At 64.7% G+C, this 20,900-nt stretch carries 22 protein-coding genes and 2 pseudogenes; 13 read left to right on the top strand and 11 right to left on the bottom strand.

What is annotated here, in order from left to right; translation table 11 throughout:
* Nucleotides 1-75: 75 nt before the first annotated feature.
* A complete protein-coding gene (locus ACO06I_RS19820) occupies nucleotides 76-306 on the top strand; it encodes a hypothetical protein (protein ID WP_421934340.1) in 231 nt (76 codons plus the stop codon).
* 57 nt (nucleotides 307-363) lie between these two features.
* Here the strand turns inward: ACO06I_RS19820 and ACO06I_RS19815 are convergent, their stop codons facing one another.
* From ACO06I_RS19815 to ACO06I_RS19800, 4 genes are all read right to left on the bottom strand, one after another.
* Nucleotides 364-756, bottom strand: coding sequence for a response regulator (locus tag ACO06I_RS19815; RefSeq protein WP_421934339.1), 393 nt, complete (start codon nucleotides 754-756; stop codon nucleotides 364-366).
* A gap of 307 nt (nucleotides 757-1,063) precedes the next feature.
* Nucleotides 1,064-2,266: a hypothetical protein gene (locus ACO06I_RS19810; RefSeq protein WP_421934338.1), complete on the bottom strand. Its 1,203-nt coding sequence runs from the start codon at nucleotides 2,264-2,266 to the stop codon at nucleotides 1,064-1,066.
* Nucleotides 2,267-2,824: 558 nt separating this feature from the next.
* Complete coding sequence (locus tag ACO06I_RS19805) at nucleotides 2,825-3,229, bottom strand: helix-turn-helix domain-containing protein (RefSeq protein WP_421934337.1); 405 nt, start codon at nucleotides 3,227-3,229, stop codon at nucleotides 2,825-2,827.
* Between the two features lie 297 nt (nucleotides 3,230-3,526).
* Nucleotides 3,527-3,745, bottom strand: a complete 219-nt coding sequence (locus tag ACO06I_RS19800; protein WP_421935108.1) for an IS66 family transposase — start codon at nucleotides 3,743-3,745, stop codon at nucleotides 3,527-3,529.
* Nucleotides 3,746-3,846: 101 nt separating this feature from the next.
* Here ACO06I_RS19800 and ACO06I_RS19795 point away from each other — a divergent pair, with 101 nt between their 5' ends.
* Nucleotides 3,847-4,212 carry a hypothetical protein gene (locus ACO06I_RS19795; RefSeq protein WP_421934336.1) on the top strand — a complete coding sequence of 122 codons (366 nt, stop codon included), beginning with the start codon at nucleotides 3,847-3,849 and terminating at the stop codon, nucleotides 4,210-4,212.
* A 117-nt stretch (nucleotides 4,213-4,329) separates the two neighbouring features.
* Nucleotides 4,330-4,509: a hypothetical protein gene (locus tag ACO06I_RS19790; RefSeq protein WP_421934335.1), complete on the top strand. Its 180-nt coding sequence runs from the start codon at nucleotides 4,330-4,332 to the stop codon at nucleotides 4,507-4,509.
* A gap of 114 nt (nucleotides 4,510-4,623) precedes the next feature.
* Here ACO06I_RS19790 and ACO06I_RS19785 read toward each other — a convergent pair whose 3' ends face one another.
* Nucleotides 4,624-6,447, bottom strand: a complete 1,824-nt coding sequence (locus ACO06I_RS19785; RefSeq protein WP_421934334.1) for an ATP-binding protein — start codon at nucleotides 6,445-6,447, stop codon at nucleotides 4,624-4,626.
* 349 nt (nucleotides 6,448-6,796) lie between these two features.
* On the opposite strand from ACO06I_RS19785, the gene ACO06I_RS19780 reads away from it, so the two are divergent.
* Nucleotides 6,797-7,189 carry a response regulator gene (locus ACO06I_RS19780; RefSeq protein WP_421934333.1) on the top strand — a complete coding sequence of 131 codons (393 nt, stop codon included), beginning with the start codon at nucleotides 6,797-6,799 and terminating at the stop codon, nucleotides 7,187-7,189.
* 457 nt (nucleotides 7,190-7,646) lie between these two features.
* Entirely contained in the window at nucleotides 7,647-7,928 is a 282-nt protein-coding gene (locus tag ACO06I_RS19775; protein ID WP_421934332.1) for a response regulator, read from the top strand.
* 3 nt (nucleotides 7,929-7,931) lie between these two features.
* On the opposite strand, the gene ACO06I_RS19770 is transcribed toward ACO06I_RS19775, so the two are convergent.
* On the bottom strand, nucleotides 7,932-9,080 hold the full coding sequence (locus ACO06I_RS19770) for a hypothetical protein (protein ID WP_421934331.1): 1,149 nt from the start codon (nucleotides 9,078-9,080) through the stop codon (nucleotides 7,932-7,934).
* Nucleotides 9,081-9,640: 560 nt separating this feature from the next.
* On the opposite strand from ACO06I_RS19770, the gene ACO06I_RS19765 reads away from it, so the two are divergent.
* The 4 genes from ACO06I_RS19765 to ACO06I_RS19750 all read left to right on the top strand — a co-directional run bounded on the left by ACO06I_RS19765 (nucleotide 9,641) and on the right by ACO06I_RS19750 (nucleotide 13,715).
* Complete coding sequence (locus ACO06I_RS19765) at nucleotides 9,641-10,792, top strand: pilus assembly protein TadG-related protein (RefSeq protein ID WP_421934330.1); 1,152 nt, start codon at nucleotides 9,641-9,643, stop codon at nucleotides 10,790-10,792.
* Nucleotides 10,789-11,214, top strand: coding sequence for a TadE/TadG family type IV pilus assembly protein (locus tag ACO06I_RS19760; RefSeq protein WP_421934329.1), 426 nt, complete (start codon nucleotides 10,789-10,791; stop codon nucleotides 11,212-11,214). The genes ACO06I_RS19765 and ACO06I_RS19760 overlap by 4 nt, the downstream gene beginning before the upstream one ends.
* Nucleotides 11,204-11,617 carry a TadE/TadG family type IV pilus assembly protein gene (locus ACO06I_RS19755; RefSeq protein WP_421934328.1) on the top strand — a complete coding sequence of 138 codons (414 nt, stop codon included), beginning with the start codon at nucleotides 11,204-11,206 and terminating at the stop codon, nucleotides 11,615-11,617. Before ACO06I_RS19760 ends, ACO06I_RS19755 begins: the two co-directional genes overlap by 11 nt.
* A 205-nt stretch (nucleotides 11,618-11,822) precedes the next feature.
* Complete coding sequence (locus tag ACO06I_RS19750) at nucleotides 11,823-13,715, top strand: ATP-binding protein (protein ID WP_421934327.1); 1,893 nt, start codon at nucleotides 11,823-11,825, stop codon at nucleotides 13,713-13,715.
* Nucleotides 13,716-14,018: 303 nt separating this feature from the next.
* Here ACO06I_RS19750 and ACO06I_RS19745 read toward each other — a convergent pair whose 3' ends face one another.
* Nucleotides 14,019-14,516, bottom strand: coding sequence for a response regulator (locus ACO06I_RS19745; protein ID WP_421934326.1), 498 nt, complete (start codon nucleotides 14,514-14,516; stop codon nucleotides 14,019-14,021).
* On the bottom strand, nucleotides 14,513-16,057 hold the full coding sequence (locus ACO06I_RS19740; protein WP_421934325.1) for a PAS domain S-box protein: 1,545 nt from the start codon (nucleotides 16,055-16,057) through the stop codon (nucleotides 14,513-14,515). The genes ACO06I_RS19745 and ACO06I_RS19740 overlap by 4 nt, the downstream gene beginning before the upstream one ends.
* A gap of 387 nt (nucleotides 16,058-16,444) precedes the next feature.
* On the opposite strand from ACO06I_RS19740, the gene ACO06I_RS19735 reads away from it, so the two are divergent.
* Complete coding sequence (locus ACO06I_RS19735; protein WP_421934324.1) at nucleotides 16,445-16,663, top strand: hypothetical protein; 219 nt, start codon at nucleotides 16,445-16,447, stop codon at nucleotides 16,661-16,663.
* A 62-nt stretch (nucleotides 16,664-16,725) separates the two neighbouring features.
* Entirely contained in the window at nucleotides 16,726-17,085 is a 360-nt protein-coding gene (locus ACO06I_RS19730) for a PilZ domain-containing protein (protein WP_421935107.1), read from the top strand.
* A gap of 47 nt (nucleotides 17,086-17,132) precedes the next feature.
* Here the strand turns inward: ACO06I_RS19730 and ACO06I_RS19725 are convergent.
* A pseudogene (locus ACO06I_RS19725) lies at nucleotides 17,133-18,294 on the bottom strand (IS3 family transposase).
* A 187-nt stretch (nucleotides 18,295-18,481) separates the two neighbouring features.
* On the opposite strand from ACO06I_RS19725, the pseudogene ACO06I_RS19720 reads away from it, so the two are divergent.
* Nucleotides 18,482-18,589, top strand: a pseudogene (locus ACO06I_RS19720) (CarD family transcriptional regulator); the annotation flags it as partial.
* 207 nt (nucleotides 18,590-18,796) lie between these two features.
* Nucleotides 18,797-19,531, top strand: a complete 735-nt coding sequence (locus tag ACO06I_RS19715) for a nucleotidyltransferase family protein (protein WP_421934323.1) — start codon at nucleotides 18,797-18,799, stop codon at nucleotides 19,529-19,531.
* Here ACO06I_RS19715 and ACO06I_RS19710 read toward each other — a convergent pair.
* Together ACO06I_RS19710 and ACO06I_RS19705 are read right to left on the bottom strand one after the other, a co-directional pair.
* Entirely contained in the window at nucleotides 19,519-20,181 is a 663-nt protein-coding gene (locus ACO06I_RS19710) for a class I SAM-dependent methyltransferase (protein WP_421934322.1), read from the bottom strand. The two genes, ACO06I_RS19715 and ACO06I_RS19710, sit on opposite strands and share 13 nt — an antisense overlap.
* Nucleotides 20,182-20,195: 14 nt before the next feature.
* Nucleotides 20,196-20,795 (bottom strand): hypothetical protein, encoded by a 600-nt coding sequence (locus ACO06I_RS19705; protein WP_421934321.1) that lies wholly within the window; start codon nucleotides 20,793-20,795, stop codon nucleotides 20,196-20,198.
* Between the last annotated feature and the right edge of the window lie 105 nt (nucleotides 20,796-20,900).

The following is a 20,900-nucleotide window of genomic DNA, read 5'->3' as shown; positions in this document are numbered from 1 at the left end:
GGTGATTTTTCTGGATTCACAGCGGCGAACGCCGGAGTCATGGTCGCCCTGGTCCTTCACGTAGGAGTGCATGTGATGGAGAACGCCACAGAGCTCACGGTCGTTCGATTCGCCGACGGGTGGCGCGTGCTGACCCACGACAGCCAAATGGGGAAATTCCAGTACCGCGTCGATGCGGAGGAAGCTGCGTTGCGGCTGGCGGCCAAGGCGCGTGACCAAGGCAAGGCGGTGACGCTGCTGGTTCAGGAAACGAACGGGGAAATGCGGTCGCTCGACATTCCCGGCGCCGCCGCCGCCCCGCGCTGAACGCCCATAGCTGCCGGCGCTGCTTGCGTCGCATGAGCGTGATTGTTCGGACAGACGTTATCGCCGGTCCGCGGCCAACTCCCGCAGGATGATGATGAGCAGATCGGGGTCGAATGGCTTGGTCACGTGGGCTGCGCCGGGAACGCCGAACTTCTCAACCGAGTCACGGTGAGCGTTGGAGAGGAAGATCACCGGGACCGCCGGGTTCAGTCGCCTCGCATAGCGGGCGACTTCGAAACCCGTGATCCCGCCGCCTATGTCGCTGTCGACGATGAGAGCGCCGAGCGTCGGAGCCTCGTGGTCCAAGGCTTCATAGGCCGCCACACTGGAGACGCACAGCACGTCGAATCCTCGATCGCCAAGGATTTCAGTCAGCAGAATGCGCGTCACAGGGTCGGCATCCACGACATGCACCCGAAACTCGGACTCCGCACCATCGATCTGCGACACGTCTGTCCCCCACCGCGCCTACCCAAGCGCAGGGTTTTGTGTCGGATACCCGCCATTGCCCACGGCATTCTCCGCCAGTTGTGTCCGGCTTGCCGATTGGGCCAACGAGCGCGCCCGTCGCCAGGCGCGCGGCCCCACTCAACGCACCCCTCGTGGCACGAGCGGATGACGCCCGACGAGTGGAGTCCTCGCTGGAGATTCCGCTACGCCAAGAGCAGGCGCCGGTGATTACCGCATAGGTTCGCTATTTCGCCGACAGGGAGTTCCTGGGCCTCTTCAACGTCGGTTGAACGACCCCATGGTCATATCAATCCCGCGCGGCCCGCAGCGGCTGGGCTGGAGGCGCCGGAAGCTTCTCAATCGCGCCATTGAGCTGTTCAACCCCGCTCTGAGCGCCAAGGCCTGTCCCGATCGACAACGCCTGCAGCAGATCGCGCAGGCCGTCGAGAACCTCTTCCGGCGACATCCCCGCGAGTCGCTCGGCGCTGAAGCAGTAGTTCCAGAAGCTGACCACCTGCTCCATCTGTCCGATCCGGGCGCCGATCTCCATAAACAGGCCGGAGCCACGCATCAGGAAGGAGCGGAAACCGTCGGGGTTTTCCTGGTCGGTTAGGGAGGCAAACGCCTGATCATACAGTCTCAGCCGCTGTCCAACCTCCCGCCATGCGGCGGTGATGGTCTGCTGCACTTGTTCGCTGGCGCTGACGACGAACGCCGACTCAATGCGACCATAGCGCCCGGCCCGGACCGCCAAGAGCGACTTCAGGGTGGATCGGAGCATCGGCGCCAACGTCCGGCTCCGCCAGCGGTAGTAGAGGAAGCCCTTCCAGGAGAACATCGCCTCGGCGAACTCCGACACATCCATCCTGAAGATGTCGCGCAGCGGCTGGAGTTCCGCATTGTCCTGCTCGGCCAACAACAGCTGCGATAACCGCCGCGAGCGCCGGTCGTTCGACTTCACTTCGCCGAAACACTGCCGGATCAGGGCCTCGACCTCGCCGGCCACGAAGGCGAGCATTTCGGTCTGGTCGGCGCTGTTGAGCCGGGAATAGCATCGGCCGACGTCGATCTGCAGCTGCTTCAGGGTCTCGCGGACCAGGAACGGGTCGAGCGTCGGCAGCCTATCCAAGGTCCGCAGCACCCTCACGTCCCGCCCCAGCGGCAGGTCGGTGTAATCCAAGACCCGGGCGAGCACGTTGGGGAAATCGACCTGGTCGACAAACAGCCCCTGACCACCAAGGTCTAGATCGTCCTGGTCGAAGGGAAAGACGATCTTGGTCGAGTTGAAGCGCCGCGGCGCGAGGTTGTCCTCCTCGCCCGAAGGCACATTGTACTTCATGATGATCGACCGGTTCAGCACCGGATGGATGAACAGCGGTCGCTGGTTGTATTCTGGATCGTCCCGGTCCTCGGCAGCCAGCGCGTGCAGGTTCAGCACCCGCGCGGCGCCGGCCGTCGCGACGATACCTTTCAGGCTGCGCACGCCGCCGCCAGCCTTAGGCGCCTGCATGTGGCGTACTCCGACGCATTGAGAGTGGGAGACCGATATAGGGATAGGCTTGCCATAAGCTTTATGGGTACGGACAACCTGAATTGACCATGGCGGGCGGCGTTACAGCGAGGATATGGGAAACCGGATCCGGCGTCCTTGGAGCGCGACGAGCTGACCCGAACCCAAGCCTGACGGTTGCTTCGAGCTTGCGTCGGCGCGGTCCCCCAACTGGGGCTGGACGTGTTGTGGGGAGGTCGTCATCCCCGAAGGCGTGGCCTACGGAGCCTCCTTCGGTCGATGGCCCCGTGTATCGAAGCCGGCCTCGCAGGCCGCGCGGTCGATCTTGATCCAATCGGTCCTGTCGATGGCGCGAACATGCTTCACGGCCGGGCTGGAGGGATAGGCTGACGCCATCCTGATCCAACATCTCTTGTCCGCAGCGATCTGGCGCAATTCCGTTGCGCCTTCGGTCAAATCCGGGTCGCGGCAAAGACGAGGGCCGCCTCGAAGTCATCGCTCCGCGCCCGCCGGATGATGTCGAGCGCAAGGCCTAGGTCGGTGGGGGACTGCGCCGCCTCAGGCTCTGCCGGCCTCTGTCGCCGTCAGGCTTCGCATCAGGTCGAGCAGGGAGGCGCGGGCCTCCTTCGGCAGGCGTTCGAAGGCGTCGAGCAATTCCAGGGCCCCGGCCGTGCGCGTCTGACGAAGCACGTCACTATAGTTCGCGGCCTCGACGCCCGACGTGTCGAGCACGTCTATCAGTTCCGCGACCCGGCAGCCCAACGCGCGTGCGATCTGCACCAACCGCGAGAACGAGATGCGATTGAGTCCGTTTTCGTACTTCTGAATCTGCTGAAAACTGATGCCGCAGTGTTCGGCCAAGCCCTCCTGAGACATGCCGATGGCCCGACGACGGACCCGCACCGCAGCGCCAAGCGCCAGGTCCAACCGATCAGGGCTCTTACGCGAAACCTCAACGCTCATCATCGTGTCCTCAATGATACAAGCGGCAGCATGGGCCAGGCCGCCAACGGCACAGGGGGGGCAATCGGACGCAGCCGTGGCAGCCTTGCGATATCGCCCCAACATTTGATGCAAACCGTCAAGCCGGAGCTCGTATCAACGTCAATATGCCCCGCCCGGCTGGTCCCGCCCTCCGGCGAAATCCCCATCGTTTCCACCTCGCCCCCTGCCCCCTGCCCCCTGCTGCAATCGCCCAACCACACCCTGCACCGACCAGTCTAGCTCAGGTGACGTGGGCCTGGGATCGATGTCATTGTCTTAAGCCGCCTCGATGAGCGAAGCGCGGGTCGCCCAGCGGTCGCCGCCGGCGAATTGGCGGTTCCTTCGGGTCAGCGCCAGAGGCAGAATAGAGCGCCCGACGATGTTGTGGTCGATCGCGATGCGGCCGTCCTCCAGCAAGTGGGTGAGCCTAGCCCATCCGAGTTCGCGGTCGGGTGTGCTCCCTGATCGGGTAGTGAGCCCGAATCGTGGACATATCGTTTACCGGTCGGGTCGTAGGCTCCGCGGACCTCAACCGTGGAAACTCCATCGTTCCAGCCTGTTAGGCATGAATGGGCCGCCCACCGCAATTCTTGGTCTTGCTCGTCGATGATGAACCGGTTGTGCGGATGGCCATAACCGCCGGGGTCGATGAGGCTGGCTGCACGTTCGTGGACGCGACAAGCGTGGACGATGCGCTTGAGGTCCTCCAGCGGCGGTCCGATGTGGACCTTCTTGCGGATGCGACCGTGCCGGGCCGCTTGGAGCAGGCGGACCTCGCGCGCCTTGTGCGTGAACGGTGGCCTGAAGTTCGCCTTGTCGTAACCTCGGGACTGCCGATCCCGAGCGACCGAATTCCCGCGGAAGGTCGCTCTCTGCGCAAGACGCATCAGGTCGGCCAGGTCACCCAGGCGATCAACAGGTTGTGCGGATGGGCCGGCTCCCTCGGGCCGCGGTTTCGCTGATAAGCTTCCCGGAGGTTTAAGGCGCGGGCCACTGGCGGCTGGCGAGTTTCACCGTGCCGCCGCCCCTCGTGAACGACACCCGACGCCGATCGCCGACCTCCGCGCCAGGCAAAAACCGTGCAGGTCTATCGCGTCTATATCGTGAAGCCTGATGGGCGAGCCGAACTCGCGGAGGAATGTATGTGCCCTGAAGATGACGCGGCGCGACAACGCTTCGCAGTGCTTGCCGAGGGCGTCAGCGAGGTTGAGCTTTGGCAAGACGGCCGGCTGGTCGAACTCGTTGACAGGAAGATGTGAGCTGGTCGTCGTGATTCGGCGCGTTCGTCGTCGGTCACCCGAATAAAATGCGACAGGCCTGCCGGCAGACATCGATCCACGACCCGATAGCAGGCCTATGGACGAATGCCCGTTTCAAGCGGCTGAAGTCTGCCGGCTGGGTTCCGCCGCGGCGGCGTCGGCCTGCACCAGAGCCTGCTCCATCACCTTGAACAGGTTGGCGATCTCGAGGGGTTTGGCCACCACCCCATCCATTCCAGCCGCCTCGTACTCCGCGACCTGATGGGTCATGGCGTTGGCGGTCACGGCGACGATAGGTGTGCGGGTTCGACCGGTTTCCAGCTCGCGCAACCGGATGGCCCGCGTGGCGTCGACGCCGTTCACCTCGGGCATCTGGATATCCATCAGGATGATGTCCCAGGTCTGGCCCTCCCAGGCGGCGAGGGCCTCGCGGCCATTGACCACCATGGTCGGCGCAATGCCCGCCGGCGCCAGGAGGGTCTTGAGGACCAACTGATTGGTGGCGTTGTCCTCGGCCGCGAGGACCCGAAGCTCCGCTGGCCGTCCCGCCTGTGCTGGAAGCGCCTCAGTAGCTTTGGATTCCGCCAAGGCCGCGGCCGGCGGCAGCGGCAGCATGAGGGTGAATGTGGATCCCCGGCCGAGCTCGCTAGAGGCTTCGATTACGCCCCCCATGAGCGTGGTGAGTTCGCCGCAGATCGCGAGCCCGATGCCCGCGCCGCCATATCGGCGCGTGAGCGTCGAGTCGGCCTGGAAGAAACCTTCGAAGAGATGCGCGAGGTCCTTGTCGGCGATACCGATGCCCGTGTCGATCACGCGGAAGACGACCTGCCCGGCGTCGCGGTCGACCCGGAGCGCCACACCGCCGCTATGGGTGAACTTCACGGCGTTTTCGGAGAGGCTGTAGAGAATTCGTCGGATGCGCGCCGAATCGCCTAGATAGCGGCCGCGAGCCTCCTTGGTGACCTCGAACTCGAACGCCAGCCCCTTCTTCGCGGCCAGAGGCTGATAGGCGGCGACCACGCCACGCACGAGGTGCTCCAAGTCGAACTCGACCACTTCGAGCTCCAGGGCGCTGGCTTCGATCTTGGAGAGATCCAACAGATCGTTGAGCACGGCGAGCAGACTCTGGCTCGAGCGGCGGATGACGTTGACGCGCTCGTGCTGCACCCGGGTGAGCCGGTCGGTGGAGAGCGCCTGGGCCATGCCAAGCACCCCGTTCAAGGGGGTGCGAAGCTCGTGGCTCATGTTGGTGAGGAACTGCGATTTCGCAAGATTGGCGGCGGCCGCGGCGCGTTCACGCTCTTCGGCCGCCTGGCGCGCGGTCATCAGTTCGGTCCAGGCGCCCGCGAGCTGCGCGCGCGCCGACCAGAACTGGACCGCGAACATCGCGATCGTGAAGCCGGGCGCAAGGGCGGCGAGGAGGTCGCCCTGCTGCAACGCCGTGCGCGTCAGACCGAATCCGACCAGCCCCAGGACGACGATGTAGGGCGAAAGGCTCGCCAGGAGGATCAGAGGCGATCGGTAGTGGCGCATGAGCACATGAACCACCGAGGCGCTCATCAGGGCGAAGGCGAACATGCGCAAGCCCGCCCCGCCCTTCACGATGAAGGCGAAGGCCGCGACGGCGTAGACCGTGGTTGCAAGAACCCGAAGCGCCGGCGCCCATGCGCCAGCTGTGCGTGCGGAGCGCCCTTCCCCGACCATGAGCCGCAGGCAATGGCCCTCGACGACGACCACAGCGATCGCCACCAGCGTCCAGGCAAGAACCGCGAACCACGGCAGGATGGCCAGGCCCATCAGGCTGACCATGCCCATGCCGAGCCCCTGCACGATCAGATTTCGCTGGCGCTGGATGGAGAAGGCGACCGAGTGCGGATTTGCGATGCTGGTCGCTGGCCGGTGAGGCGTTCGCGGTGACGTCGGCATCTTGCGCTCCATCAGGTCAGAGCTTGAGGTCGAAACGCCTGACGCACCGTTAACAACCGCAGATTGGCGCTCGCTACGTGAAATTCGCGCTCTTCCCAGCGCATGTCAGACCACCCCGCGCGGCGCGGTGTCCTCCAGGGCGGGCCGACGCGGGCGCAACTGCCCTGCCGGCCACCTGATCGCTCGTGCGACGTCCCGTTTCGGATGGCGCGGCCCCCTATCACGCCGGGCCGAGAGCCAACCTGAGCGGCGATGGGTCGCCCGCGCGGCAAGCGCGACACAACTCGCGCGAGAATGCCGTAGCCAACGGCGGGTATTCCGACACAAGACGCTCTGTTCTGGTGAGCAGGTGGGGGTAGGCGTGTCGCAGATCGGTTTGGAGCGCGGGTTTCGAGTTCTCGTCGTGGACCCCGATGGCGTAAGCCGCGTCTTGCTCGACGAGGTTCTTGGAGATTGCGGCTTCGACGTGCTGAGCGCGTCCACAGACGTGACGGCGTACGAGGCCTTGGATCGTGAAGCCCGCGCCTTCAACGCTCTCGTGGTCGACACGGACCTGCGGGCCGGGACGACGGGGTTCGACGTCGCCCGCTATGCGAGACGACTGCACGGAACGATAGCCGTGATCTTCATCACCAGCGCCCGTCATGATTCGACTGAGAAATTCGGCGTTCCGGGCGCGGCCCATGTGGCCAGGCCGTTCGACCCCGACCTCCTGATCATGATCCTGCGCGCGCTCGCAGCGGAACGCGAGTAGCGGTCGCCGACGATCAAGCGGGGCTTCGCGGGCGGCCTGCCGGCGAGGCGTCAATCCAAGCAATCGTCCCCGGCCGCCCAGCCGCATTGACCGCAACGAGGGCCGATCCAGAGCGACATAGCTGACCGCCCCGATGGCCTACACCTTTGCTCACCGCGGTGTTATGGTAAGTCGCCTTGAAGTCACGACCTTCAGGCGCCGCGGCCGGCTCGCACCGCTCAACCCCCCGCCCGAGCCGGCCGCGCCCCACGAGCCTGCGCCGTGCTGGCCACCTCGTGTGACGTTACCGAGCTTTACGCCGCAGCGCGCGCCTCGCACCACCTCCGGTTAGTATAAAGTCCAGCCAGGATGTCATGAGGCGGGCCTGGGCTTCGCGACGCCGTTCGAGGCGATGATGAGATGCTGACGAGTTGCGCCGCGGAAGGTCAGGACCCTGATCGGGTCAGCGGCTCCGTCCGTGCTGTGGGTGCTCATTGTAAACGATCACGAGGTGCGCCGGCCGGCCATGCGCTCGATCTTCGCGACCATCGGTTGCGACGTTCGCCTCGCCGCCAATGGCGGCGAGGCCATCGAGATTGCAACCGCCAGAGCGTTCGACCTGATGTTGATGGATCGCCACATGCCGCGATACGATGCGACGTCCGTGTCGGCCTCATCCGGCGTTCGCATGGCAACAAGAGCGGAGACCCTGGACCTGCTACAAATCCCAAGCGCTCCCGTCGCCGCTCCCGACCCTTAGAGGTCAAGCGGCGACGGGCAGGTGATCCATTGGGCGGACACGACCGCCGACCGGCTGGAGCCCCAGCGGACAGACGGCGGGGCCGGTCACGATCTGCACCTGTAGGGTCGCGCAGGCCTCCAGCTCCATACGGGTGCGGACATTCGTGATGGAGGCCCAGATCTGCTTGCGCCTGTAGAAATCCCGCCGCTCGACGAACCGACGAAGGGCTTTCAGACGGAAGCGCACGTCACCTTCGGGCAGCACATAGTTGACGCCGCTCACAATTCCCGGCGGCAACGTCTCCACCTGGAATTCCGGATCGGTGACGCCAAGCTGGATCGACCCGAAATAGGCCGACAGCGTGCGTTTGAGCTGGGTCATGGCGCTGAATCCCGGGTCGCGGGGCACGTCATAAACCGCGGCGGCCAGTTGCCTTCTCCGGTCGGCGGGAAGCTTCGCGAACATGCCCTCATAGACCGCGCGCGTGCTGGGCCGCGCCATACTGGAATACGATACTGGGAAATAGAGGACGCCCTTGAACTCCGGGACCGAGAGCATCGCCAGGCCGCCCTCCAGGCAGTCTGAATCGAACGCGATATGATCGGTCGGCAAGTGGGCTGGGCCATCGAGCAGGCTCAGACCCACACGCGACGAAGCTGGCGTCGCTGAGATCACGTCGCCGACGAACACTTCGTTGGAGATCAGGTAGACACCCTGGAAACGGATCAAAGGGGGTTCTGGAACCGCCGCGCTTGGCGCTGCGGTTTCGACCGGCCTGGCGGAGACGATCAACTCCCACGCGTTGGTCCTGATCTGCGTCAGCCGCCCGCCGGCCGGAAGCAACGAGATGTCGTCCAAGGCGCGGGCCACGGCGCTCGCATCGAGCGCCGCGAAGGCGGTGACCGCCTCCAGCGGGCCTTCAAACAACAGTAGCGTGACCTCCCCAAAGCCCCGCTCACCGAACAGCTTGACCTGCAACTCCTCGGAGAGGCGGGAAAGCTCCGCCGGGTCCATTTCGTCGGCGCCCGGATCGGTCAGGAGGAAGGAATACGAGGTCAACGGTTCGAAGCGCCGCGGCCAGGTCCACCGGGTCTCCAGGTAGGCGCTCGAGAATTTCGCCACCAGCCGGCTGACGGTCTCGGCGTCGAGCCCCGTCCGATCGTCGTCCAACGCGACCCTCAGGCAAGCGACCGCCGGCAAGATTCACTCCTTTTCCGACACTCTTGTTCGATCCCCCCAGGTCGCACATTGCGGTAAACAGGCCGTGCCCACGACGACGGAATGCTGCAGCGCAGCAGTGGATCGCGACGCCTGATCAACGCGTTAGTCCGCGCGATGGTTCACCGACAAGTTGGTGGGCCCGCCGTCGAAATCGTTTCCAAACAAGCGTTTGAGTGGCCCGGCCCAACCGGTACGGCGACAAATCCGGCAACACATCGCGGCGCCAGCCACCCATGAAATCGACGGCTGCGCTCTATTGTCGCACTATCCCCGATGCTGGAGTGAACCGAGCGCGTTCCTCATAGACAAGATCAGAATTCTTCGAAATTAAGCACAACTTGGCGCCAAGCCTCGCCGGATACGGCGAATTCTTTTGCGCATTAACCTCTCTGCTTAAGGCCGGATTCAATACGATGGTCCCACTGTGCCTTTAGGACTTTCCGTCCTGGGGGTGGGCGAGGATGATGCGACTCCGGTCGTTCGCGGCTGAGCAGGGCGGAAACGTCGCGGTGCTGTTTGCCCTGGCGCTGCCGCTGGTGATCGGCGGTGGGGCCTTGGGGGTCGAAACCACCCTCTGGTACGCCAAGCGCACGGAGATGCAGGCTGCGGCGGATGCCGCCGCCTTCGCCGCGGCGATCGAAGACCGCTCCGGCTCTACCGACGAGGAGGTCGCCGCGATCGCGACGCTCACAGCGCAGGACAACGGCTTCGACCTGACGACAGGTTCGATCGAGGTCCTTCCGCAGGACATGGCGGGTGGCGGCCAGGTGGAAGTAATCCTGCGCGATGAGGCCCCGCGGCTCTTCAGCGCCTTTTTCCTCAAGGAGAATGTCGAGTTCTCGACCCGCGCTGTGGCGACGTTCAGCTCCGCCGCGAACGCCTGCATTCTCGCGCTCGATCCGACCGCAGGCAGTGCGGCCCGTTTTTCCGGGAGCTCACAACTGACCCTCGACGGTTGCAGCGTCATGGCGAATTCCGCGGCCGCAGACGCTGTCACCGTCCAGGGCGCGGCCAAGCTCAAGGCCGATTGCGTCATCTCCGCGGGCGGCGTCACGGCCACGGCCGGGCTGACCCTGTCGAAATGCGAGGCGCCCATGACCCGGGCTCCTCCGGTCGCCGACCCGTTCAAGGCCCTGCCGGCCCCCTCCCCCACCGGCGGATGCCGGTCCGTCCCAGCGAACGGCAGCCTGAGCCCCGGACGCTACTGCAGTGGGATGACCTTGAAGGGCGAAATGACCCTCCAGCCGGGTGTCTACTATGTGGCGGGCGACCTGACGGTGAATGCGACGGCGAGCGTCACCGGCTCCGGGGTCACGATCTATATGACCGGCGGCGGCCACGTGAAGATGAACGGCTCCGCCCATATCGACCTCGCCGCACCGACGAGCGGCATCTACTCCGGCGTCCTCTTTTTCGGCGACCGCGGCAGCATCGGCGGAACGAACAAGTTCCTTGGCGACGCCGGCTCGCAAATGACGGGCGCGATCTACTTCGCGTCGCAGGAAGTCGACTACCAGGGCAATTTTTCGGGCGTCAACGGGTGTTTGCAAGTCGTTGCGCGAACGGTTCAATGGACGGGGAACACCACCGTCGCTGCCGATTGCACCGCCCAAGGCATGACGGCCATCCCCCTGCCAAACCTGGTGAGGCTCACCGCATGATCATGCCAACCCTTCTTCGCGGATTGCGGGACGAGCGCGGCGTGGCGGCCGTGGAATTCGCGATCATCACGCCTGTAATCGCGCTGCTCGCGGCCACCTCGTTCATGCTCTGGGAGTTCGCCGATCGCCATCAGGACATGCGAAGCGCCCTGAAGGTCGGCGCCGAGTATTATCAGAACGGGGGAACGGACGACGCGATCGCCGCGTCGCTCGTTCAGAACGGCTGGCGAAATCGGCCGGCGACCAGCGCTATGACCGTCTCGCGCGCGTGCCGCTGCGGGACGACTGCGATCGCCTGCACCGACCTCTGTCCGGCCAGCCGGCCGCCCGCAGTCTATGTAACGCTAACCGCGAGCGCGCCGGGATTGGATGTCAATTCGGCGGATGTCATGCTCGACACGACCACCGTCCGTGTTCGGTAGCTCCCGCAAAGACCTCAGGCTCGCGGGCGACGAACGCGGCGCGACCGTCGTGGAGTTCGCGATTGTCGCGCCGATCATGCTGATGATGCTGTTTGGCATCTTCCAGTTTGGCTGGACGCAGCACAGCCTGTCCAACGTGCGTCACGCTGTGGATCGGGCCTCCCGCGCCCTGGTGATCGACCCCGAGCTGACGCAACCCGCCCTCCAGGCGATCGTGACCTCGAATCTGGCCGGTACGGCAAACCCCGATGTTACGGTGACCTTGACAAAGGTCGAGGTCGATGGGGGTGAAATCGCCGATCTGAGCACGACCTACGTCGTCGAGTTTGGCGTGCCGGGGCTCGCGAGCTTCAGGATCCCGTACCGAGTCAAGGTCACCACGGTGCTGCGCGTCGCGCCCTAGAAAAACGCATGTCAGCCTTGGCGCCCGATCCTCCGGCCGCCGGTTGCGATCGCGCCGAAATAGCAGCCACCCTCGCGCCGCCCGCCCTGCTCGGTGAGCTATTCACATGCTGCGAGCCGGCACGTTGTGGATGATGTGGCTGCGCGCGGAACATCCACACCGCTCGGCTGTCTGCAAACATTAAGACCTTCTCCCTATACGTCCGATGATCGAATCTCTCTGGGAGGGGACATTGGCGGCTTCCGGCGAGGGTTTCGTCAGACATGACCCCAATACGGGTCGAGCCAGTCCGTATCAGCTCACCCTGCTGGGGCTGAGGTTTCCCGTTCGCTTGCATCTTGTTTTCAACGCCTTCGCCGGGGCCTGCATCGCGTCGATCGGCCATCCCTGGCTCGGCGCAATGGGGTTTGTGCTGGCAAGCGGCGTAGACTGGTTCCAGCAGCATAGACTCGCGCGGTGGACGCTGACCTGTCACGTGACCGACGAACGAATAGGTTTTCGGCAGATCGCGGGCCTCTGTGGCCTCCGCGCCTGCGTCTACCTCGTCGCCCCGATGTCCATGGTGCTGGCCAGACCCGGGCTCGGCGAGGTCGCCTATCTGAGCGCCATCGCATCCACCTTGATCGCGCTGGGGCTCGCGAACGGGTCGTTCTCGCGATCTGTGATGATGGCGTTCGCCGCCCCCTCGCTGCTCATGAGCGCGGTCGTGGCGATAATCGTCTTGCCGATCGCCCAGGCGCTCGGCGTCATCGGGGCCTTGAGCGTGCTTGGCTTCACGCTCGCCCTCATCTCCACGCACACCCTAAGGGCCATCGGTGAGTGGCACGCCGCCTACAACGCTAACGCCGCAATGATCCCGGAACTCGAGGCCGCGCGCGACCAGGCGCTGAGAGATCGCATCTTGGCCGAAGAAGCCCGGGAAGACGCCCGGCGGGCGAATGCCGCGAAGTCGAATTTTCTCGCCACCATGAGCCACGAGATTCGCACGCCCATGAACGGGGTGCTCGGCATGGCTCAGCTGCTTCGGCGGGACGGACGCGACCCTCGCCAAACCGAACGTTTGGACACCTTGATCCAAAGCGGTGAATATCTGCTGTCGATCCTGAACGACATTCTCGACTTTTCGAAGATCGACGCGGGTCGCCTCGAGATCGAGCCGGTCGTCGAGGATTTCCACGCCTTCATGGACCACATCGTCAACTTCTGGGGCGCGCGCGCCGACGAAAGAGGTGTCGCCCTCACGCTGTCGCTCAATGAGGCCGTGCCGCGGCATGTCTGGGTGGATGCCCTGAGGCTGCGGCAGGTCTTGTTCAATCTTGTCGGGAACGCGCTGAAGTTCACCGAGCGTGGCTCAGTGAAGATTTTGGTCGCGGCTCGTCCAAACACGGATGATAGCGCCTGGATCCATGTCGCAGTCCATGACACCGGCGCGGGAATCGCCACCGGCGCCCTTCCCAAACTCTTTGACCGTTTCTCCCAAGCCGACGATACGGCGGAACGCCGGTTCGGCGGTACCGGACTCGGGCTTTCGATCGCCAAGCGACTGACAGAGCTGATGGGCGGACGTATTTGGGCCGCGAGCGAGCTGGGCGTGGGATCTGTGTTCCACATCGAGCTCCCGCTCGGTCTGGCCGACCCTGGCCAGGAACTCATCGGGGGAGAAGCGTCGGTGGCCGATGAGGTTGATATGCCCCCGCTGCGGATCCTCGTCGTCGACGACAATTCGACCAACCTGCTCGTGCTGGAACAACTCCTCGCCGCCTTCGGTCACGAGACCACGAGAGCACAAAGCGGAACTGAGGCCCTGGCTCACCTTGAAGCCCAGGTCTTCGACCTTGTGCTGATGGACATCCAGATGCCCGGGATGACGGGGATTGAGGCATTGCAGAAATTGCGCGCGTCAAACGCCCGCAATCGCCTGACGCCCGTTGTGGCCCTCACGGCCGATGTAGTCTCCGGCGGCCGGGATCACTATCTTGGCTTGGGATTCAGCGAACATGCGGCGAAACCCATTCAAATTCCGGACCTCATGCGGGCCATTGAGGCTGCGATCAAGACGGAAGCCCCCGAACCCAAGATTAGCGTACGCCAATCCTAGGTTGGCCGGTTCGTCGGCGATCGATCAGCGCAGCATCCGCCCTCGTCCATAGGAACGATTGCGGAGGGCATTCGAGCGAATATCCTTTGCACCCCGGCCACGCGGCCACGCCGGTGGCTTTTTGTTTGTCGTCAGCACCGCGGAATACTCTGACAGTCAAGGCAGCTAAGGTCCCTTCACTGGCCGCCTGCCAAGCATCGGCCCGCAATCCAGCGCCTGCGTCATGCGCCACAAGCCCCTAGGCTTGCTCGACCGCGGCTCAGGGACGAAAGGCGCAAGCGCCTATGCGCCCATCCGAGCGGGTCAATCGGGGTCGGTGCGCTCAATCGCGCGCAGAAGCGCCGAACCGACAACCGGCTTGGATACGACGACAGCGTGGGGAATGGTGGATTGGATGCGCTCGACGACCTCGCCGCTCCCATAGGCCGTCACGAAAACGATCCGCGCGTCCATGGTTTCGCGAACCTGTCGCGCCGCTTCGACGCCGTCCATGTCGCCGATCAGGTTCACGTCCATGAGAATGAGGTCCGGGCGGAGCGCCTTGGCGAAAGTCACGGCCTCGGCCCCCGTCGCGGCCATGGCGCAGACCTCGAAGCCGAAGTCTTCGACCAAGGATTCCAGGCTCATGGCGACGATCATCTCGTCCTCCACGATCAGGACGCGCAGGCGCCCGGTCTTCTCGACCGGGGAAAGGGCGCCTGTTGGCGCGGGCGCCTTTGGCGCGACGCTGGCGCACCAGAGGTTGGCGGTCGCGGGCTCGAGCAGCGCCGCTGCGAATACGGATCCGTCGAAGTGTCTCATGCTGCTGTTTGAATATCAGGTTCCGGGAATCTGAAGCGATAGCGCACCCCCTCCGGGGCGAACTCGGTTGTAACGTCTCCACCAAGTTCTCGGCTCGCGGTGGCCTCGATGAGTTTGGCGCCGAACCCGCGCCGCGTGGGACGCTGCAGACCGATCATGCCCGTCTCCCGCCACTCCAATTCGACCCTGCGCCGGCTGCCCGCCGAGACCGCCCACCTGATGTTTATCCGACCACTCGGCATGGAGAGCGCCCCGTACTTCGTGGCGTTGGAGACCAGTTCGTGCAGGATCATGGTCACCGCCAGGGCCGCCTTCGGGGACAGGACCATGGCGTCACCGCTCATCTCCATCTGCGCCTGGCCGTCGGCGACGTATGGCTCGACGATCTCGCGGACGATCGCCTCCAGCGAGGTCGTCCGCCAGCGGCTGGCGGTGATCAGGGTGTAGCCCCGAGCCAGGGCGCCTACGCGCGCCGAGAATGTCTCCTGAAAGCTTTCCAGCGAGTCCGACCGCCGGGCGGTCTGATCGGCCATGCCTATCACAACCGCCAGCATGTTCTTGGCGCGATGGTCGAGTTCCGCCAACAGGAGCGCTTGGCGCTCCTGCACGGCGCGGCGTTCCAGCACTCGGCCGACCTGCTGGCCAAGCGCCCGGACGATGTGCAGGAGGCGAGGGTCGAGCTCCGCCGCCTCGTGACTGAAAAACTCCAGGATCGCGGTCACGTCGCCGCCGCTCATGATGGGAAAGCCGAAGGCGGAGCGCACGCCGACCTCCTCGGCGAGCCATGCGCGGGGAAAGGCGTCGCTGTGGTCGACATCCAAGATCCAGCAAGGCTCCCGCCTGCTCCAGATGCGGCCAGGCAAGCCCTCGCCCGGCCCGAAGGTGGTGGCCTCGGTGATCGCCTTGAGTGCGGAAAATCGACTGAGGTCGCCATGCCAGATCATGCTCGAGGCAAGCCGCGGCGAGGCGCCCCTCTGTGGCAGATAGGCGTGCCCCGCCGGCCACCCGGTCAGTTCGCAGACAGAGGCCAGGCAAAGGCGCAGGATTTCATCGAGCGACTCGGTTTCTGCGGCCAGCGTGGTGACGTGGTTCAACACCTCGGCCTCGCGCGCCTGCCGCTTCAGGAATTCTTCATGGCGACGGCGTTCGGAGATGTCCCGGATAAAGCCCAGGAAGAAGATCGAGCCGTCCATGTTCACAGGCGAGATGGAAAGCTCGATAGCGAACTCCGCACCCGATTTGCGGATGGCCGTAACCTCTATTCGTCGGCCGAGGAGCGGCCCCTCACCAGTCTTGAGGAACCGATCGAGACCTTCCCGATGCGCTTGGCGAAGCGGTTCTGGAATGATGAGGTCGGCCAGGGGCCGACCGACAGCCTCCGCCCGCGACCATCCGAAGATGCTTTCGGCCTGGTGGTTCCAATCCCGCATGACCCCGTCGGTTCCCATGACGACGACACCGTCCAAGGCCGTCTCAAGCACGAGCGGCAGCACTGCGAGGCTCTCGGTGGTCGGAGGGGTGCGCAACGACGGTGACGTCATGAGGTCGGCCTTTCCCGACGCGCCTATGCCCCAGGTTGTAGCACCAACAGTGGTTTCGAAGGATTGAATTCACTGAGCGCGGCCGACTCACGAGCGTGCAAGATCTCGGCGGCCAAGATCACCGATCTGATCCTCCGAAGGCGCCCTGGTCGCAGTGACGCCAAGGAAAAATCCCGGCGACGGTGATGCCGATTGGCTCCGGTTCGCGAGCTCTGGATGCCGATCGAGACCGCGGCGACCTCAGCTAGGCGGCTCGTGTCGGGACATACGAGGAGGAGCCCGCTCCCTTGTCGCATTTCTTGGGTCGTTTCGCCCCCAGGTTGGGTGACAAAGAACGGCGTTACGAATAGTCGGGTACCCGACCACTCGATGAGAATTGAGACCCGCATGATCGACGCGCTGCTAGTCGAAACCTATCGCCGAAAGGCTGACGAGCTATTGGGCCAGGCGGCGGCGGCGGCGAACATGGCCGAGCGCGGACGCCTGATCGATGAAGCGGCAAGTTGGCATCTAAAGGCTGTGGCCGTTGCGAGCGGTGGCGGCCGACCCGAAGCCGCACCGATAGCTCCCGATCTGGGCGATGAACCGGAGGAGCCTAGGGCTTAGAGGCGACCTTCTTGCGGGACGCCGTAAAGCCCGCTTCAAGCTTTCAGCCCCATCCTGGTCTCATGGTCGAGCGTCCGCCCCCTCCTTCCCAAGCCGTCGGCGCAGAACGCCGTGAGGAACTCCGGCGAAGGGTTCTCTTGACCGGCATCTTGATTCACGGTCCCGCCGACCTGACCGTCGACTGTACGATCCGTGACCTGACCGATTCTGGCGCGCGTGTCCGGCTGGGCGCGCCTGATGATCTTTCGCAACCATTGATGTTGCTGGTCTGTCGTTCGGGCGACGCCTTCGAGGGCGAAATCGCGTGGCGACGGGGCAATGAGATCGGGCTCTCATTCTTGCATCGATGTGATCTCACCGCCCCGCTGACGGGCCGAGAGGCGACCGCGCGCCGGCTTTGGATCGAACGAAGCGCGCGCTAGACAGCAAGGAAGCCGGCATTGATCCTCCCCCGAAGAAGTGGACGGGGTTAGGCCGCTCTGCGCTCGGCTTCGGCAGGGCTGATGTAGCCCAGGGCTGAGTGCAGGGGGCGGGGATTGTAGAAGCCCTCGATGTACTCCCTGCGGGCCTGGTCGCGCGTGGCGTAGACCCGGTGATGGACGCGCTCGGTCTTGAGGGTGTGGAAGAAGCTCTCCAGCGGGGCGTTGTCCCGGCAGTCGCCCTTGCGGCTCATCGAGGGGGTGATGCCGGCTCGAGCCAGGGCGGAGCGGTGGGCCTCGGCGGCGTACTCGATGCCACGGTCGGAGTGATGGATCAGGCCGGGCGCCGGCCGCTGGCGCTCGATGGCCATTTGCAGGGCGCCCAGGGCGATCTCCACGTGCAGGGTGGGCCGCATGCACCAGCCGACGATCTTGCGGGTGAAGAGGTCGAGCACGGTGGCCAGGTACAGCCAGCCCTCGCCGGTGGGGATGTAGGTGAGGTCGGCGAGCCAGACCTGGTTCAGGGCCTGGGTGGTGAAGTTGCGCCCGAGCCGGTTGGGCGCGATCGGATAGCCGTGGCGGCTGTCGGTGGTGCGCGTGCGCCGGGCAGAGCCGCGAGACCCCGCAGGGCGGCGTGGCGCATCAGCCGCTCGATCCGCGAGCGCCCGACGCGGAGGCCGTGGCCGCGCAGCACCGCATGCACCCTGGGCGAGCCGTAGGTCCCGCTGCTGTCGGCGTGGATCCGGCGGATGTCGTCCAGCAACGCGCGGTTGGCCTGCGCCCGTGCGCTCTCGGGCCTGGAGCGCCAGGCGTGGTAGCCGCTGGCCGACAGCCCCAGGACCGCGCACATCACCCGAACCGGCCACACAGCGCGATGCTCATTGACGAACCCGAACTTCATCGGGAGGCCACTCCGAAGATGAGCGCGGCTTTTTTTAGAATGTCGCGCTCCATCCGCAGCCGCTCGTTCTCGCGCCGAAGCCGAGCGTTCTCCGCGGCCAGGTCAGACGGCGACGGGGCCGGCGCTTGCGTGGTGGGGCGCCTCGCCGCCCCCGTCGCCTGCACCCCGAACTGCATCATCCATCGTCGAAGCACCGTCTCGTGCAGCCCCAGCTCCCGTGCCACCGCGCCCACCGACAGGCCGCTCACAGCCATCCGGTCGACCGCCTCGCGCTTGAACGTCTCCGGAAACACCCGGCGCGTACCGCTCATCTGACACTCCTCTCCAGCTCCTCAGAGCTAGCATGGGTGTCCACCAATCCGGGGGAGGATCATCGATCGCCGTATCGCCGCTCGGATGGTGTGCGTGGTCGTGGCGCTGCCGTGGAGTATCTGGCTCATAGCTCCTCCCGGCGTGGGCACTCAGCTAAGCTGAGTCCCACACTGCGGGACCAAACACCTGGATCGCATGGCCCGCGAGGTCGCCGCCATCGGATGCATCGACCCCGAGGCCGCGATCGTCATGCTGCGAAAGTCGCCGGTGAAGACCACGGCCGTCGCGGCCTGACTCGCCAGACGGGATGACGGCGAGACACTTCGACCTTAGCGCCGGGCGTTTTCATTTGAGCTGCCGCGGCACGCCGCGCTAACACGGTCGGTGTGGCCCGGTAGCTCAGCCGGATCGAGGGGACGTCCGCACGCTGTTGCCATTTGGGGCCGACCCCGAGATCACCTCAGCCCTCTACGCAGTTTCGCTGATGAATGGAGTCTTTTCATGCGCGCACTTCTGCTCGCGGCAGGGCTTGGCAGCCGCCTCCGCCCGATAACCAATCACCTGCCGAAGTGCCTCGTGCCCATCGCCGGCAAGCCGTTGCTGCAGCACTGGTTGGACGCCTTGCTGGCTGCTGGGTTGGAGCGCGTGCTCGTGAACACCCACTATCTTAGCGAACTCGTGGTCGGCTTCCTCGCCGGCTACGGCGAGAGCGGCAAGGTGGAGATCGTTCACGAACCCCGTCTGCTCGGGACCGGCGGGACGGTGGCCGCCAACGCTGAATTCTTCCAAGGCGAGGCAGGATTGGTGCTCCACGCCGACAACCTGTCGGATTTAGGCTTGCCGGGCATGATACGCGCCCACGCCGGCCGGCCGCCGAGGTGCGCCATGACGATGGCGACCTTCGATACCGACCAGCCTCGCGCCAGCGGCATCGTGGAACGGGACGACGAAGACGTCGTGACGGCCTTTCACGAGAAAGTTCCTGATCCTCCCGGGACCCGCGCGAACGCCGCTGTCTACATCTTCGAGCCCGAGGTCATCTCGACCTGCAAGACCCTGTTCGCCGAGGAGACGCTGGATCTGAGCACCGAGGTCATCCCGCTCTACCTCGGCAGGATCCTTGCGCATCATCACGCGGGCTACCACCGGGACATCGGCTCGCCTGAGAGCCTGCGGCAAGCGCGTGTAGACTTCGGCGACGCCGATCCCGTTGGTGCGACGCTCTATTCGAAGTAGATGAATTCGTAGTCGCCTGTGTAGTCAGTGAGCTTGAACTCCGCTTCCCATTCGGCAGGTGTGTGGAATATGCGGCAGGTGAGCTGCCAATACATGAGATTTACTTTTTCCTTCTCGTTTCGATAAGCTTCCACACATAGGTACTTGTGCCCCCTGGATACCCGCTTCATCTCCCGCAGCGCATCCCAGAGGTCGTAGTTGTAGAGGTTGTGCAGGGTGGTTATGGAGACGACGAGGTCGAAATAGTCGTCTGGCCATGGAAGTCTGGCGGCGGTGCCGTGGGTGATATTGGACCGCACAGACTCCATCGTCTTGTCGATGGCGTAAGTTGAATATTCCAGACCGTGCAGTTCCAGGCCCGGACAGGCTTCCTTGAAGTCGTGGAGCAGGAACCCCTTGCCCGAACCTACGTCCAGAACACGCATGCCGGGTTTCAGGTCATAGGCCTGGATCATGGCGTCGGCCACCTTGCGCCAGCGCCCGTCGTATCGGTAACCGCCGTAGCCTTGCAGGCGCGTGCCGTCCCAATACGCTTCACCGAACTGGGTGGCGACCTCCGCGACCACAGCCTTGTCGACCTCATTGACGCGCTCGAGATAGTTGCGGGCGGTCGCCTTGTGGACCAGGCTGACGAATTCTCGGTAGGGCATGTTGGCTTCCTTAATCAGCTTGAATATCCGATTTGTGCCAGGCTACGCCTTGTGCGAGCGAGCAAGGCCTCGGGGGCCTCCGCCGCGCCGGACTGGGCGGCGAACGCCCGACGCTGGCGGCCTATCGGAAGGAATTGGTTGAGCACGATACACGCCCATTTGAGGCGATGGACATCGATCAGCAGTCGGCAGCGCGCGGCGTGGACGTCGGCAAGTCCCAGTCCAGCGAACAGGCGATCGACGAAGCTTTCGAACTCACCAAAGGGCGGCGGCGCTTCCGGGCAGCAGAACAGGTCTGCGACGAGCTTGGCCGGATCGTCACGGCCGGCGTACTCGAAATCGATGAATGTCACGCGACGCCCCGACACGAGCGCGTTGTGGAATCCCACGTCCGATGGAGAGACGCATTCGGCGCCAGCCTCCAAGGTTTCATCCAAGATGATGCCCAGGGTCCGGGTCGCGCCGGAGACTCTCTCCCGGGTTTCACGCCACAGGGGCAGGAGCTCACCGCGCACCAGCTCTTCGGCCGCGGCGCAGCACGGCGCCTCCGGGTCGAGATTGCGCAGGCGCTCCACCCGGCGATCCACGATCGAAAGATGGTCAGCGACGCTCATGCAGGCCTCGGCCGCCAAGGGCACCCGATACGACAAGACCGCCGACAGGCTACATCGGCTTCATTCTCGCCGCCTCCGCCCGACTCTGGCTCAGGCACGTCGTCA

It is taken from the genome of Phenylobacterium sp. (assembly GCF_965229015.1).
Lineage (GTDB): Bacteria > Pseudomonadota > Alphaproteobacteria > Caulobacterales > Caulobacteraceae > Phenylobacterium.
The sequence above is the reverse complement of the archived record's forward strand: the minus strand, read 5'-3'. Positions and strand labels throughout refer to the sequence as shown.